Below are 15,631 nucleotides of genomic sequence, written 5' to 3'. Positions count from 1 at the left end.
AAAGCCAAACCACAGAAGTATGCGACGAGAAAACCTAGTAAAAACAATGCCAGTCAGGCTTAACTGACTGGCATTAGGGCCCTTGGGCGCCTCTTTTTATGGTTTGGCTTATGGCTTGGCACAGTCTGGCGGCTCAAGGAGACAGCGGCTCGCGATGATATTCATCGGCCCCGCACTCGGGGCAGGTGGCAAGCTGCTCCGGGTGCAGCACGGTATGGCGCCACTCGCAGTGATCGCACACCAGCACCCCGAGTCCCACCCAGTCCCCCGCCCGGTAGACCCCCTTGTGTTCCAGCTCGTCCGCCAACTCCTGCCACTCCACCTGGGTGCGGTCGGTCACGTCCGCCAGCCAGGACCAGGCGGTGTCCTTGAGCGCCAGCATGAAGGCGGACTCCTCCACCTGCTCATCCTTGCGCCCCTCGTCATAGTTGCCCAGATCCCGCTTCACATACTCGGCGATCAGCGCCAGCTCGTCCTGGGTCAGATCCCCGGCCGCCTCCAGATAGGCCTGCACCTTGGCGATCATCCGGTTGAGGCGCTCTCCCTGAAACGCTTCCGTCTCTTCCCACTGCTTCTTGAGCTGAGCGATAAAGGCTTCATACCCTTGTCGACGTTTGTCCATGGCCATCACTCCTCTGCTGAATCCCGATCGAGCCAGACCCTGACCTCGGGCTCGGCGGATACGGGCGGCGGTTGCCATTCTCACTTCGTTGCGACTCTCGCGGCTCTTGCGGCTTTGCAAATCCTCGCGGGTACCGGACCTGGCCCGAGACCGGGCGGATGCTGGCGGTTGTTGCCGCCGCAGGATATGGGTATTCTATCGGGATTTCCCAGCCGTTTTATCTATTCATTTCACAGATCCGGATGTCACCAATGCAAGAGCAATACGTTCCCCAATCCATAGAACCAGCAGTGCAGAAGCACTGGGATGCCAAGAAAACCTTCAAGGCGGTGGAGAAAGTAGACAAGGAAAAGTTCTACTGCCTCTCCATGTTCCCCTATCCGTCTGGTCGTCTACACATGGGGCACGTTCGCAACTACACCATAGGTGATGTGATCTCCCGTTATCAACGGCTCAATGGCAAGAACGTGCTGCAACCCATCGGTTGGGACGCCTTCGGCCTGCCGGCAGAAAACGCCGCCATCAAGAACAACACGGCGCCGGCCCCCTGGACCTACGAAAACATCGAATACATGAAGAACCAGCTGAAGATGCTGGGTCTGGGTTATGACTGGGATCGGGAGCTGGCCACCTGCAAGCCGGACTACTACCGCTGGGAGCAGTGGTTCTTCACCAAGCTCTACGAGAAGGGCCTGGTCTACAAGAAGACTTCCTCCGTCAACTGGTGCCCGAACGACATGACGGTGCTCGCCAACGAGCAGGTAGTGGACAACTGCTGCTGGCGCTGTGATACCCCGGTGGAACAGAAAGAGATCCCCCAGTGGTTCATCAAGATCACCGACTACGCCGAAGAGCTGTTGAACGACATCGACAATCTGGAAGGCTGGCCGGAAATGGTCAAGACCATGCAGCGCAACTGGATTGGCCGCTCCGAAGGGGTCAACATCAGCTTCAATATCGACGGTCAGACCGAGCAGCTGGAGGTCTACACCACACGTCCGGACACCTTCATGGGCGTCACCTATGTCGGTATCGCTGCCGGTCACCCGCTGGCGCTGCAAGCAGCCCAGAACAATCCGGAGCTGGCCGCCTTCATCGAAGAGTGCAAGAACACCAAGGTAGCCGAAGCTGAACTGGCCACCATGGAGAAGAAGGGCATGGCCACCGGCCTCTACGCCATTCACCCGCTGGATGGCCGCAAGGTGCCGGTCTGGGTCGCCAACTTCGTGCTGATGAACTACGGCACCGGCGCCGTGATGGCGGTTCCGGGTCACGACCTGCGTGATCACGAATTCGCCACCAAGTACGGCCTCGAGATCAAGCCTGTCATCAAGCCGATTGATGGTGACGTCGACGTGAGCGAAGCGGCTTATACCGAGAAGGGCGTGCTGTTCAACTCCGGCGAGTTCGACGGCCTCGACTTCCAGGGTGCCTTCGATGCCATCGCCAACAAGCTGGAAGGGCTCGGCAAGGGCAAGCGCACCGTCAACTACCGTCTGCGCGACTGGGGGGTTTCCCGTCAGCGCTACTGGGGCGCCCCCATCCCCATGCTGACCCTGGCCGACGGTACCGTGGTGCCGACCCCGGAAGATCAGCTGCCGGTTCTGCTGCCGGAAGACGTGGTGATGGACGGTATCCAGAGCCCCATCAAGGCCGACGCCGAGTGGGCAAAGACCACCTACAACGGCCAGGAAGCGTTCCGCGAGACCGATACCTTCGACACCTTCATGGAGTCCTCCTGGTACTACGCCCGCTACTGCTCCCCGGACTACGACAAGGGCATGCTGGATCCGGCGGCTGCCAACCACTGGCTGCCGGTGGATCAATACATCGGCGGCATCGAGCACGCCTGTATGCACCTGCTCTATGCCCGCTTCTTCCACAAGCTGCTGCGTGATGCGGGCCTCGTGAACAGCGACGAGCCGTTCAAGCGCCTGCTCTGCCAGGGCATGGTGCTGGCCGACGCCTTCTACTACAAGGATGAGAAGGGCGGCAACGTCTGGGTCAGCCCCCTCGACGTCAAGGTTGAGCGCGACGACAAGGGCCGCATCACCAAGGCTGTCGACCTTGAGGGTCGTGAAGTGATGCACTCCGGCATGACCAAGATGTCCAAGTCCAAGAACAACGGCATCGACCCGCAGCTGATGGTGGAGCGTTACGGCGCCGATACCGTCCGTTTGTTCATGATGTTCGCCTCCCCGGCCGAGATGACCCTGGAGTGGTCCGACTCCGGCGTGGAAGGTGCCCAGCGCTTCCTGCGCCGCCTGTGGCGCATCACCTTCGAGCACGTATCCGGTGGCGCCGTTGCCGCACTGGACGTCGCCGCCCTCACCAGCGACCAGAAAGCCGTGCGCCGCGAGCTGCACAAGACCATCGCCAAGGTGAGCGACGATGTGGGTCGCCGTCAGACCTTCAACACCGCCATCGCCGCCATCATGGAGCTGATGAACAACCTGGCCAAACTGGGCAGTGACGCTCAGGATCGCGCCCTGATGCAGGAAGCGCTGGAAGCGGTCGTGGTCATGCTCTACCCCATCACCCCGCACATCGGCTTCGAGCTGTGGAAAATGCTGGGCAAGGAAGGGGACATCGATGTCGCGGCCTGGCCGGTGGCTGACGAAGCGGCCATGGTCGAGACCGAGAAGCTGGTGGTGGTGCAGATCAACGGCAAGATGCGCGGCAAGCTGACCGTGCCGGCCGAGATAAGCCAGGCCGACGTCGAGAAGCTGGCCATGGCCGATGCGTCCGTACAGAAGTTCACCGACGGTCTGACCGTGCGCAAAGTCGTGTACGTGCCGGGCAAACTGCTCAACATCGTGGCCAACTGATGAAGCCTCCCCTGGCGGCGGCCGACAGTCCGGGCCAGGGGCTGACGACACACGGATGATGACGGCGGGCCCTGCGCCCGCCGCTCTTCCCTTCATGCAAAGAGGATTTTTTATGGGCACCATCTTCACGCGCTGGATGGCCATCGTGCTGGCAGGGCTGCTTCTGCAGGCCTGCGGTTTTCAGATGCGGGGCACCGCCATTCCCCCCGAGCTGATGACCATGAAAGTGGTCGGTGACAACAAGAGCGACTTCTACCGACTGGTCACCACCCGTCTCAAGGCCGCTGGCGTCGAACTCGCCGACAAGGAGGGCATCCCGGTGCTGACCCTGGCCGGGGTACGTAGCTGCAGCCAGGTCGCCTCGGTCGACTCCATCGGCCAGGACCGCGAATACCTGCTGAGTTACAGCACCCAGTTCACCGTGGTCATGCCGGGCAAACCGACCCAGGTCTTCCCCATCACCTTCAACCGCAGCTTCCTGAACAAGCCGGATGCGGCACTCGCCTCCTCCCGCGAGCAGGAGCAGCTGGGCAAGGAGATGCAGGAACAGGCCGCCAACCTGGTTATTCGCCAGCTCAGTCAGGTCAAGTTCTGATGCGCGTATCTTGATGAGAGGGTGTTGATGAGAGTCTATCCCGAGCAGTTTGCGGATCACCTCAAGGCAGGGCTCAAGCCCTGCTATCTCATTTTCGGGGACGAGCCCCTGCTCAAGCTGGAAGCCGTCGACGCCGTGCGCCAGGTAGCGCGCAAACAGGGCTTCGATGAACGCCACAGCTTCGTGGTGGAACAGGGGCTGGACTGGAACCAGGTCTACGATGCCTGCCAGGCCATGAGCCTGTTCTCGGCCCGCCAGATCATCGAGCTGGAGCTGCCCGCAAAGATCGACAAGGATCTCGCCGCCCGCATCAGCGACATTGGCAAGCAGCTCCACCCCGACCTGCTGCTGGTGCTGAGCGGCAATCGCCTCAACCAGACCCAAATGAAGGCGTCCTGGTTCGACAAGCTGAGCCAGAGCGGCACCTATGTACCGGTCAACCACCCCGAGCCCCGCTTCTTCCCGCGCTGGATGAGCGCCCGCTTTCAGCGCTTCGGCCTCAAGGCACTGCCGGATGCGGTCAATTTCATGTGCCACGCCTACGAGGGCAACCTGCTGGCCGCGAGCCAGGAGATCGAGAAGCTGACCCTGCTCTCGCCGCCCCAGCCCATCAGCGTCGCCTATCTGCAGGAGACCATCATCCGCCACGCCCACTTCACTCCCTTCCAGCTCGTCGATACCCTGCTGGAAGGAAAGGTGAACCGGGCCCAGCGCATCCTGCTGGCCCTTCGCGCCGAGGGCACCGAACCCGGCATGCTGGCCTGGACCCTGTGCCGCGAACTGGAGCAGCTCACCGAGCTGGCGCTGGCCGCCCGCGCCGGACAGCCCCTGGTGGAGCATTTCAGCCGCCTGCGCATCTGGCAGAGTCGCCAGCAGCTCATCCAGCAGGCGCTGACCCGACTTCCCTTCCCCAAGATCCGACAGCTCTGGCAACTGATGGCCCAGCTGGACCATGCCCAGCGCCATTTCGACACCGAGCAAGCCTGGCTGATGCTGCAAACCATCGCCCTCGGCTTTCGTGACGGTACCCCGCTCCCCCTGCTGGAGACGGAATCATGCTGACACCGCCCATCGGGATCCTCGGCGGCACCTTCGATCCCATTCACATCGGTCACCTGAGGCCCGCCATCGAGGCACGGGATGCCCTGGGTCTGGCCGAGGTGCGCCTGCTCCCGAACCATATCCCGCCCCACCGGGCCAATCCGCTCTGCTCCAGCGAGCAGCGGCTCGCCATGGTCGCGCTGGCTGCGGCGGACAACCCGGGATTCGTGGTGGATGAGCGGGAGCTCAGGCGCGACACTCCCTCCTGGACTATCGACACCCTTATCGAGTTGAGGAGCGAGCTGCCGGACACCCCGCTCTGCTTTTTGATGGGGATGGATTCCCTGCTCGGCCTGCCGGGCTGGCACCGCTGGCAGGAGTTGCTCGATTACGCCCATCTGGTGGTGAGCTGCCGCCCAGGCTGGCAACCGGATTATCCCGTCCAGGTGGCCGAGCTGCTGGCCCGCCACCAGACCCGGGATATTCAGGATCTCCATCGCCAGCGCCACGGTCATGTCTGGCTTTGTGACAACCTGCCCGTCGAGCTGTCGGCCACACGCCTGCGTGCCCTGCTCGCGGCAGGCCAGGATCCCAAATACCTGCTGCCCAACCCGGTCGCCGACTATATCCGGCGCCACGGGCTCTACCGCTCATCGGCAACGCAGTAAACGGCGCCACGCAGGCGGGTCAGCCGACACGTCCGGGCACACCGGGCCCGGCCCTGACTATTGCCAGGCCGGGTTGCACACTATAGTGATCGTCAAGGGGCCCCTCCCCCACGGGACGGCTCCCCGGGCGATGCTCCCTTTGCCAGGCTGGGAAACGGGAGTGACCATGATATAATCCGCCGCCCTCTGGCGCCGGAAGATAGGAGAAGACATTGCAAGGCCAAGAATTGCTCGCCTTTATCGTCGACAAGATCGATGACATGAAAGGCCGCGACATCATCACCCTCGATGTGCGCGGCAAATCCAGCATCACGGACACCATGATCATCTGCTCCGGCAACTCCAATCGTCACGTCAGTGCCATCGCCCACAACCTCGCCAGCGAGGCCCGTCATGCGGGGCTCGACCTGCTGAGCGTGGAGGGGGAACTCACCGGTGAGTGGGTGCTGGTGGACATGGGGTCGGTCATCGTGCACGTGATGCAGGATGAGTACCGCGACTTCTACCAGCTGGAAAAACTCTGGAGCGGCGCCGCCCAGGTCAATTCGCAATAAAGGGCGACAGCGTAACCAAAGATGAAGATCCAGTTGATTGCCGTGGGCACCAAGATGCCTGCCTGGGTAGAGCATGGCTTCGAAGAGTACCGTCGCCGCTTCCCCAAAGACATGCCGTTCGAGCTGGTCGAGATCGGCGCAGGCAAGCGCGGCAAGAATGCCGACATTCCCCGCATCCTGCAAAAGGAAGGGGAAGCCATGCTGGCCGCCGCCGGCCGCTCCCGCATCGTGACTCTGGACATTCCGGGCAAGCCCTGGACCACGGAGCAGCTCGCCGTGCAACTGGAAGCCTGGAAGCTGGATGGCAGGGATGTGGCGCTGCTGGTAGGTGGCCCGGAGGGGCTCTCCCCCGAGTGCAAGGCTGCTGCGGAGCAGAGCTGGTCGCTCTCGCCCCTGACCCTGCCCCATCCCCTGGTGCGGGTACTCGTGGCCGAGAGCCTCTATCGCGCCTGGAGCATCACCACCAATCACCCTTATCACAGAGAGTGACCCATGCCGACCCTGAGCATGCATTTCTCCTCTCTCACCCGCACGTCAGCCACAAGGTAACGGCATGCTGAAGAATCGCATTGAAATGCGCGATCACAGTGCCGAGGGACGTCTGTTCTTCCGGCGCACCCTGGTCGCCTACATCGGCATGGTCACCCTCATGCTGGTGCTGCTGGCTAACCTCTACTACCTACAAGTAGAGTCTTACGAAACCTATCAGACCCGATCCAACGACAACCGCATCCGTGTGGTGCCGGTGGCGCCGCCCCGTGGCCTCATCTACGACGCCAACGGTGTCCTGCTGGCGGAAAACCGCCCGGTCTACAGCCTGGAGATCGTGCCCGAAGAGACCGAGAACCTGGAGAAGACCGCGGACGACCTCATCACCCTGCTGGCCCTGCCGGAGGGGACCAAGGAGAAGTTCCTGGCCGAGGTCAAGCGTCAGCGCCGCTTCAAGCCCGTGCCCCTGTTCGAGAAGCTGACCGAATACCAGGTCGCCCTCTTCTCGGTCAACCAGCACAACTACCCGGGGGCCAGCATCGAGGCCTACCTCAAGCGCTACTACCCGTTCGGCGACACCCTGACCCATGCCCTGGGCTACGTGGCCAAGATCAACACCCGTGACGTGGAGCGCCTCGAGAAGGAGGAGAAGCTCGCCAACTATGCCGCCACCAAGGACATCGGCAAACAGGGGGTGGAGAAGTACTACGAGGATCAGCTGCACGGCGTGGCGGGTTATCAGGAGGTCGAGGTGAACAACCGCGGCCGGGTGGTACGTACCCTGAAATTCCAGCCCCCCGAGCCCGGCAAGGACATCTACCTCAACATCGACATCCGCCTGCAGTTGAAGGCCCAGGAGCTGCTGGCCGGCCGCCGGGGCGCCATCGTGATGATGGAGCCCAACACCGGCGCCATCCTGGCCATGGAGTCGAGCCCGAGCTACGACCCCAACCTGTTCGTGACCGGCATCTCCAGCGCCAACTACTCGGCGCTGCTCAACGATCCCGCCCGGCCGCTGGTGAACCGCACCACCCAGGGCATCTATGCCCCCGGCTCCACCGTCAAGCCCATGATGGCGGTGATGGGGCTCAACGAGGGGGCGATCACCCCCAATTACCGCTACTTCGGCGGGCCCAGCTTCTCCATCCCGGGCACCACCAAGAAGTTCCGGGACTGGCGCCGCTGGGGCCACGGCTGGCTCGACGTCTATCGCGCCATCGAGGTCTCGGCGGATACCTATTTCTACGATCTCGCCTACCGGGTCGGCATCGACAAGATCAACAGCTACATGACCAAGTTCGGCTTCGGCCAGTACAGCGGCGTGGACCTCTATGAAGAGACCCGGGGCGTCATGCCCTCCCGGGACTGGAAGATGGCCCGCTGGCGTCAACCCTGGTACCAGGGGGACACCATCTCCATCGGCATCGGCCAGGGCTACTGGAGCGCCACCCCGATCCAGCTCGCCAAGGCCATCAGCATACTGACCCAGAACGGTCACGACGTGACGCCGCACCTGCTCAAGAGCACCGCCTCCTCCGATGGCGTGGTCAACGCCCCCATCAACCCGAACGTGGCCATCGCCGCCAAGAGCGATACCTACTGGCAGGTGGCCAAGGACGGCATGTGGCGCGTCATCAACGGCCACGAAGGGACGGGGCGCCGCGCCTTCGCCAATACCCCCTACAAGGCGGCGGGCAAGTCCGGCACCGCCCAGGTGGTGGGCCTCAAGGAGAACCAGGTCTACAACGCGGCCACCACCAAGGTGGAGCACCGCGACAACGCCCTGTTCGTCGCCTTCGCCCCCTTCGAGGCACCCAAGGCGGTCGTCGCCCTGGTGCTGGAGAACGCCGGGGGCGGCAGCGCCATGGCGGCACCGGTCGCCCGCCACATGCTGGATGCCTATCTGCTCCCGCCGGAACCCCAGTTGCCACCGGCACCGGAAAAGCCGTCCCAACCGAGTGAGGTCGTTTCCCAATGAGTAATTCTGCCCGCCAGCAGAGCATCTGGTACAAGCTGCACATCGACCTGCCGCTGCTGCTCGGCCTGCTGACCCTGATGGCCCTCTCCATGGTGGTGCTCTACTCCGCCTCGGGCCAGGATCTCGACTCCATCGTGCGCCAGCTGGTGCGCGGCGCCCTGGCCTTCGGTCTGATGATCGGCATGGCCCAGCTGCCGCCCTCCCTCTATGCCCGCTGGTCGGTGCCCCTGTTTGCGGTGGTGGTGCTGCTGCTCATCGCGGTGGACGTGTTCGGCCATATCGGCAAGGGGGCCCAGCGCTGGCTCGATCTCGGCTTCATGAAGTTCCAACCCTCCGAGGTGATGAAACTCTCCATGCCCATCATGGTGGCCGCCTGGCTCAGCCGGCACTCCCTGCCGCCAAAGTTCAGCCATGTGATGATCGCCCTGGTGATGGTGCTGCTGCCCACCCTGCTGATCGCGGCCCAACCCGATCTCGGCACCTCCATCCTGGTGGCCGCTTCCGGCTTCTTCGTCATCTTCCTGGCGGGGATCAGCTGGTGGCTCATCGGGCTCGCGGTCTTGCTCATCTGCGCCTTCATGCCGGTACTCTGGTTCTTCCTGATGCACGACTACCAGCGCCAGCGGGTGCTGATGCTGCTGGACCCGGAGAAGGACCCGCTCGGTCGCGGCTATCACATCATCCAGTCCAAGATTGCGATCGGCTCCGGCGGCGTGTTCGGCAAGGGGTGGCTGCAAGGCACCCAGTCACAGCTCGAATTCCTGCCAGAGCGCCACACCGACTTCATTTTCGCCGTCTTCAGCGAGGAGTTCGGTCTGGTGGGAGTGGCCCTCTTGCTGGTCATCTACCTCTACATCATCAGCCGCTGCCTGTTTATCTCCATGCAGGCCCAGAACAGCTTCGAACGCCTGCTGGGGGGCGCCCTGACCCTGACCTTCTTCGTCTATGTGTTCGTCAACATGGGCATGGTAAGCGGCATCCTGCCGGTGGTAGGGGTTCCCCTGCCACTGGTGAGCTACGGCGGCACCTCCATGGTGACCCTGATGGCGGGCTTCGGCGTTCTGATGTCCATCCAGACCCACAGGCGGCTGCTCGCCTGATGCGGCTCGGCTGGCTGGCTCTATCTCTGTGCACCCTGACGGCGAGTGCTGCCGTCTCGCCGGCCCGGCTCAGCCTGCTGGCCGAGCAGCAGCAGGTGCCGCTGGCAGAGTTGCAGGCCGCCGCCGCCCAGGCCAGCCTGCGCCAGGAGGTGCTGGACACCATCCGCCGCCCCTGGGAAGCCAAGCCCTGGCACCGCTACAGGCCGCTGTTCGTCACCCCGGAGCGCATCCGGGACGGAGTGGGATTCTGGCAGCGCCATGCCGCCACCCTGGCACGGGCCGAGCAGACCTACCAGGTCCCCGCCTCCCTCATCGTCGCCATCATCGGCATCGAGACCTTTTACGGTCGACAGATGGGGCGCCACCCGGTGCTCGACAGCCTTTACACCCTGGGATTCCACTACCCCGAACGGGCGGATTTCTTCGCCAAGGAGTTTGCCCAGCTGGTGCTGCTTGCCCGGGAAGAGAAGTGGCCGCTCACCAATCTCAAGGGCTCCTATGCCGGCGCCATGGGCATGGGCCAGTTCATGCCCTCCAGCTACCGCCACTACGCGGTCGACTTCGACGGAGACGGCAAGCGGGATCTCTTCGCCAACCCGGCAGATGCCATCGGCAGCGTGGCCAACTACTTCGCCCTGCACCACTGGCGCTGGGGCGAGCCGGTGGTGGAGCCCGCCTTGATCGGATTGGCGCCAGTAGGTACCCTGCTTGCACCCGAGCCCGAGCTAAGGCACCGCTGGGCAGAGCTGGCCGCTGCGGGCATTGAAGTCGCCACACCGCCGTCACCCGAGACACCGGTAAAACTGCTGGCGATGGAGCAGGCCGAAGGACCGGAATACTGGGTCGCGCGCCACAATTTTTACGTGATCACCCGCTACAATCGCAGCCCTCTCTATGCGATGGCGGTGCATCAACTCAGTCAAGCAATCCAGGACGCTTATGCATTACAGCCACAAACTTCTTCCCCTCAGCCTGACCTTGTTGCTGGCCGCCTGTAGCAGCCAACCCGAACCCCAGCCGCTGCCCCCGGAGCCCGCCCCCCAGGAGAAGCCCCAGGTCATCGAGATCCCCCAGGCGACCGGCGCCATTCCCCGCCCCGAACCCATGAGCGAGAGCGGCAACCGGGACTACTGGATCGGAAAGCAGAAGTTTGAGGTGTGGCGCGACATCAAGCACTACAGCGAGGAAGGCACTGCCAGCTGGCTCTCCCGGGATCTGGACGGCAACAAGACTGCCAACGGCGACGTGCAGGACAGCACCCTGTTCAGCGCCGCCCACCGCAACCTGCCCCTGCCAAGCTACGTGCGGGTCACCAATCTGGACAACGGTCTGGAGACCATAGTACGCGTCAATGATCGCGGCCCCTTCGGCAGCGATCGCCTCATCGATCTCTCTCACGCCGCCGCCGCGCAACTGGAGATGGTGGAAGGGGGTGAGGCCCGGGTGCGCCTCGAACTCATCACCGATCAGCCGGATCAGATGGTGGAGATGGTGCCCATGACCCCGATGACGCCCATGGAGCCTGCGGCGCCAGCAGCCAATTCCTTCGTGAACGAGGCGCCGGCCCCCACGGCACCGGCCAAGGCCGCCCCTGCTCCTGCTCCTGCCGCCACGGCGACCACCACCGTCTCCCCTCCCAAGGCCGGTGCGACCCAGGGCAAGATGATCCAGGTGCTTGCCAGCGGCTCGCAGGCGCGGGCGGAGGCCATGGGCAAGGTGATGACCCAGCGCTATGGCGTGCCGTACCAGGTGGTGGCGCACGGCGCCGTCTTCCGCGTCCTGCTCGGGCCCGTGGCCAGCGACAAGCAGGCCCCCCTGCTCGAGCAGATCCGCCAGGGTGGGTTGGAGCAGGCCTTCATCGTGCCCTGATACCCGCCCCGACCTCGCGCCGGGATACGACGCGAGGTTGGGGACCATCCCATAAAATCCCGTCCAGGTCGCATCTCGGACTATGACCGACACGCACATCTGGTATAGTGGGGGCCGCTTTTTTTCAACTTGGGTACATCCCATCCAGGCACCAGGTATTTCAAGATGTCCAAATTTGCCCGCTCCGTTATTCTGGCCTCCCTGTTAAGCGCCACCGCTCAGGCCAACCAGCCTGTTCCGACCCCGGATTCGGCCCTGCCGAGTGCCCAGCCGGTCCCCACTTTGAACAGCGCCCCCATGGTGGTGCCTGCCGCGCCCGAGATCTCCGCCAAGGCCCACATCCTGATCGACTACTTCTCGGGCCAGGTGCTGGCCGAGCAGAACGCCGACGAGCGTCTGCCCCCCGCCAGCCTGACCAAGATGATGACCTCCTACATCGTCGGCGACGAGCTGCACAAAGGGAACATCAAGGGCACCGACATGGTGACCATCAGCCAGAACGCTTGGTCCAAGAACTACTCCGACTCCTCCAAGATGTTCATCGAGGTGGGCAAGCAGGTCTCCGTCGATGATCTCAACAAGGGCATCATCATCCAGTCCGGCAACGACGCCTGTGTCGCCATGGCCGAGCACCTGGCGGGCAGCACCGACTCCTTTGCCAGCCTGATGAACGCCTGGGCCACCAAGCTCGGCATGAAGGACTCCCAGTTCAAGAACCCCCACGGCCTGGATGAAGAGGGCCACTACAGTACCGCCCGCGACATGGCCCGCCTGGGTCAGGCCCTGATCCACGATCAGCCGGAGGAGTACAAGATCTACTCCCAGAAGTCCTTCGTGTTCAACGGCATCACCCAGCACAACCGCAACCGCCTGCTGTGGGACCAATCCCTGCAGGTTGACGGCATCAAGACAGGTCACGTCAGCCAGGTCGGCTACAACCTGGTCTCTTCCGCCACCAACAACGAAGGCATGCGCCTGATCGCCGTGGTCATGGGGGCAAACAGCGAGGCTTCCCGCGCCGCCGAGAGCAAGAAGCTGCTCACCTACGGCTTCCGCTTCTTCCAAAGCCTGACCCCCTACAAGGCGGGCACCGAACTGGTCACCCAGAAGCTCTGGATGGGCGACAAGCCGGAAGTGAAGCTGGGGGTCGACAAGGACGTCTCCGTGCTGGTCACCCGTGGCCAGGGCAACAACCTCAAGGCAGACTTCCAGCTGGAAAGCGAGCTGAAGGCGCCCCTGGCCAAGGGCCAGCGCGTCGGCACCGTGTACCTCAAGCAAGGGGACAAGGAGATCAAGCAGGTTCCCCTGGTTGCCCTGGAAGAGGTGCAGGAAGGTGGCCTGATGAGCCGCCTGTGGGATTACCTGGTGATGCTGGTCTCCAGCTGGTTCAAGTAACAGACCCTTCCTCAAGCAGCGGCGCCAACAGGCGCCGCTGCTGTCTTTTGCGGTCTGTCCAGTCAATAACCCTGTAATCTGCAGGTTCCGCCGACTGACGATTTGTGGTAAAAAGCAGCATTTCCACGTCTTGCCGCACCGCCGGGTCTTGATCCCGAGGCGGCTCATGCCCATATAGACTGGGAACTGCCCCCTGGGGGCAGATGAGGGGACCGTTTCGGCGGCCCTCAAAGACGTAAAGATGACGTCGCTTCCCGGCGACCCAGAAAGGTGAAGTAGATGAATACCAAGTTTGATGAACTGCTGGAGTTCCCCTGCAAGTTCCCGTTCAAGGTGCTTGGCGTGGCCGATCCCGCCCTGCCCGACATGGTGGTGGAAGTGCTGCAGCAACATGCTCCCGGCACCTACAGCCCGACCGTTCAACCGAGCTCCAAGGGCAACTATCACTCGGTACGGGTGACGGTCACCGCCCAGAGCAAGGAACACATCGAGGCCATGTATACCGCCCTTGGCAAGATCGAGCTGGTTCGTTACGTCCTGTAAGTTGCCTCTCTCGCCCCGCCACCGGGGCGACTGATTATTTGCCGCCCGGTCGCAGCGGCGACCGTACCGACACCGCGCCGCCAGTGAGGAAAGATGTCACTCGAAACGCCCGCCGAGCCACAACCGTCAGCCGGCCAACTGCTCGTCAGACAGCTGGGCCGTCGCCCCTACCAGCCGGTGTGGGACGCCATGAAGGCGTTCACCGACAATCGCACCCCCGACACCCCGGACGAGTTCTGGGTGGTGGAGCATGACCCCGTCTACACCCAGGGTCAGGCCGGCAAGGCCGAACACCTGCTCGCCCCCGGCAACATCCCGGTGGTGCAGAGTGATCGCGGTGGCCAGGTGACCTATCACGGCCCGGGCCAGCTGGTGCTCTACGTGCTGGTGGATGTGCGCCGCAGCAAGCTCTCTGTACGGGAGCTGGTGACCTGCCTCGAAACCGCCATCATCAACACGCTCGCCAAAAGCAATATCGAGGCCTACGCCAAGGCCGATGCCCCGGGCGTCTACGTGAAGAGCGATCTGGGCATGGAGGCCAAGCTGGCGTCCCTGGGCTTGCGCATTCGCAAGGGGTGCTCGTTCCACGGGTTGGCTCTCAACGTCAACATGGACATGACCCCCTTCCTGCGCATCAATCCGTGCGGCTATGCGGGTATGGCCATGACCCAGACCAGCGCCCTGGGCGGCCCGCAGAGCGTCGCCGAGGCACAGTCCCTGCTGGTGACGGAGCTGGCCCGCCTGATTGGCTACCAAGAGATCACGAATACCGAAGAGGCGGCATGAGCAAGCCCATGCTGCCTGGCCATGAGGGCACAGAGATGACCCTGGTGGCTATCAACCAGACAATAACAAACACCGAGAGTGAATCATGAGCAAACCCGTTCGTATGGAGCCGGGCGTCAAGCTGCGCGATGGCGACAAGATGGCCCTGATCCCGGTGAAATTCATGCCGGATCCCAACGAGGAAGTGCTGCGCAAGCCGGAGTGGATGCGGATCAAGCTGCCGCCGTCGAGCCAGAAGATCGAGCACATCAAGAGCACCCTGCGCAAGAACAAGCTGCACTCTGTGTGTGAAGAGGCTTCCTGCCCCAACCTGGCGGAGTGCTTCAACCACGGCACCGCGACCTTCATGATCATGGGCGCCATCTGTACCCGCCGATGCCCCTTCTGCGACGTGGCCCACGGCCGTCCGTTGCCGCTGGATCCGGAGGAACCGAAGAAGCTGGCACTCACCATCAAGGAGATGAACCTCAAGTACGTGGTGATCACCTCGGTGGACCGCGACGATCTGCGGGACGGCGGTGCCCAGCACTTCGCCGACTGCATCCGCGAGATCCGCGAGCACAGCCCCCAGACCCGCATCGAGATCCTGACCCCGGACTTCCGTGGCCGGATGGAGCAGGCGCTGGAGGTGTTCCGCGAGACCCCGCCTGACGTCTTCAACCACAACCTGGAAACCGCCCCGCGCATGTACCGGGTCGCCCGTCCGGGCGCCGACTACAAGTGGTCTCTGGAGCTGCTGCGCCGCATCAAGGAAATGCACCCCCACGTGCCGACCAAGTCCGGTCTGATGATGGGCCTTGGCGAGACCAACGAGGAGATCGTCGAGGTGCTCAAGGATCTGCGCGAGCACGGCGTCAACATGCTGACCCTGGGCCAGTATCTGCAACCGAGCCGCCACCACCTGCCGGTGAAGCGCTATGTGCCGCCCGCAGAGTTCGACGAACTCAAGGATGTCGCCATGGAGCTCGGCTTCAGCCACGCCGCCTGCGGTCCCTTCGTGCGTTCCTCCTACCACGCAGACCTGCAAGCCAAGGGGGAAGAGGTCAAATAAGCCTCTTTTCCTGCTGGCAGAAAAAAGAGCGCCCCTGGGCGTAATGCCGATCAGTTAAGGATCCATTGACCGATCCTCAGGCTGTGTAAGAATCCGAAACTCCTTGTTGGGT

15 protein-coding genes are annotated in these 15,631 nt (G+C 63.1%); 14 read left to right on the top strand and 1 reads right to left on the bottom strand.

Features of this window, described 5'->3' with window-relative positions:
* Nucleotides 1-133: 133 nt before the first annotated feature.
* A complete protein-coding gene (locus OKB81_RS14350; protein WP_160838694.1) occupies nucleotides 134-622 on the bottom strand; it encodes a zinc ribbon-containing protein in 489 nt (162 codons plus the stop codon).
* Nucleotides 623-873: 251 nt separating this feature from the next.
* Here OKB81_RS14350 and leuS point away from each other — a divergent pair, with 251 nt between their 5' ends.
* The 14 genes from leuS to lipA all read left to right on the top strand — a co-directional run bounded on the left by leuS (nucleotide 874) and on the right by lipA (nucleotide 15,519).
* The gene (leuS, locus tag OKB81_RS14345) at nucleotides 874-3,450 is read left to right on the top strand and encodes a leucine--tRNA ligase (protein WP_160838696.1); all 2,577 of its coding nucleotides are present in this window, start codon (nucleotides 874-876) and stop codon (nucleotides 3,448-3,450) included.
* 112 nt (nucleotides 3,451-3,562) lie between these two features.
* On the top strand, nucleotides 3,563-4,045 hold the full coding sequence (locus OKB81_RS14340) for an LPS-assembly lipoprotein LptE (protein ID WP_270805288.1): 483 nt from the start codon (nucleotides 3,563-3,565) through the stop codon (nucleotides 4,043-4,045).
* 27 nt (nucleotides 4,046-4,072) lie between these two features.
* Complete coding sequence (gene holA, locus OKB81_RS14335) at nucleotides 4,073-5,107, top strand: DNA polymerase III subunit delta (RefSeq protein WP_160838698.1); 1,035 nt, start codon at nucleotides 4,073-4,075, stop codon at nucleotides 5,105-5,107.
* Nucleotides 5,101-5,754 (top strand): nicotinate-nucleotide adenylyltransferase, encoded by a 654-nt coding sequence (gene nadD, locus OKB81_RS14330; RefSeq protein WP_160838700.1) that lies wholly within the window; start codon nucleotides 5,101-5,103, stop codon nucleotides 5,752-5,754. Before holA ends, nadD begins: the two co-directional genes overlap by 7 nt.
* 212 nt (nucleotides 5,755-5,966) lie before the next feature.
* Nucleotides 5,967-6,308 carry a ribosome silencing factor gene (gene rsfS, locus OKB81_RS14325; RefSeq protein ID WP_010673762.1) on the top strand — a complete coding sequence of 114 codons (342 nt, stop codon included), beginning with the start codon at nucleotides 5,967-5,969 and terminating at the stop codon, nucleotides 6,306-6,308.
* Nucleotides 6,309-6,329: 21 nt separating this feature from the next.
* Complete coding sequence (gene rlmH, locus OKB81_RS14320; protein ID WP_005298242.1) at nucleotides 6,330-6,797, top strand: 23S rRNA (pseudouridine(1915)-N(3))-methyltransferase RlmH; 468 nt, start codon at nucleotides 6,330-6,332, stop codon at nucleotides 6,795-6,797.
* 64 nt (nucleotides 6,798-6,861) lie between these two features.
* Nucleotides 6,862-8,775: a penicillin-binding protein 2 gene (gene mrdA / locus OKB81_RS14315; protein ID WP_270666704.1), complete on the top strand. Its 1,914-nt coding sequence runs from the start codon at nucleotides 6,862-6,864 to the stop codon at nucleotides 8,773-8,775.
* Nucleotides 8,772-9,875 (top strand): rod shape-determining protein RodA, encoded by a 1,104-nt coding sequence (gene rodA / locus OKB81_RS14310; protein WP_010673760.1) that lies wholly within the window; start codon nucleotides 8,772-8,774, stop codon nucleotides 9,873-9,875. The genes mrdA and rodA overlap by 4 nt, the downstream gene beginning before the upstream one ends.
* Nucleotides 9,875-10,873: a lytic murein transglycosylase B gene (gene mltB, locus OKB81_RS14305; protein ID WP_104455451.1), complete on the top strand. Its 999-nt coding sequence runs from the start codon at nucleotides 9,875-9,877 to the stop codon at nucleotides 10,871-10,873. The genes rodA and mltB overlap by 1 nt, the downstream gene beginning before the upstream one ends.
* Complete coding sequence (locus tag OKB81_RS14300; RefSeq protein ID WP_160838702.1) at nucleotides 10,815-11,744, top strand: septal ring lytic transglycosylase RlpA family protein; 930 nt, start codon at nucleotides 10,815-10,817, stop codon at nucleotides 11,742-11,744. The genes mltB and OKB81_RS14300 overlap by 59 nt, the downstream gene beginning before the upstream one ends.
* Nucleotides 11,745-11,909: 165 nt before the next feature.
* A complete protein-coding gene (locus OKB81_RS14295) occupies nucleotides 11,910-13,139 on the top strand; it encodes a D-alanyl-D-alanine carboxypeptidase family protein (protein ID WP_160838704.1) in 1,230 nt (409 codons plus the stop codon).
* 279 nt (nucleotides 13,140-13,418) lie between these two features.
* A complete protein-coding gene (gene ybeD, locus OKB81_RS14290) occupies nucleotides 13,419-13,682 on the top strand; it encodes a DUF493 family protein YbeD (protein WP_010673756.1) in 264 nt (87 codons plus the stop codon).
* A 93-nt stretch (nucleotides 13,683-13,775) separates the two neighbouring features.
* A complete protein-coding gene (gene lipB / locus OKB81_RS14285; RefSeq protein ID WP_010673755.1) occupies nucleotides 13,776-14,468 on the top strand; it encodes a lipoyl(octanoyl) transferase LipB in 693 nt (230 codons plus the stop codon).
* An 85-nt stretch (nucleotides 14,469-14,553) separates the two neighbouring features.
* Nucleotides 14,554-15,519 (top strand): lipoyl synthase, encoded by a 966-nt coding sequence (gene lipA, locus OKB81_RS14280; RefSeq protein WP_109111910.1) that lies wholly within the window; start codon nucleotides 14,554-14,556, stop codon nucleotides 15,517-15,519.
* Nucleotides 15,520-15,631 lie beyond the last annotated feature (112 nt).

The sequence above is a fragment of the Aeromonas sp. QDB56 genome (assembly GCF_027705505.1).
GTDB lineage: Bacteria > Pseudomonadota > Gammaproteobacteria > Enterobacterales > Aeromonadaceae > Aeromonas > Aeromonas caviae.
Note: the sequence above shows the minus strand (reverse complement) of the source record. Positions and strands in the feature narration are given on the sequence as shown.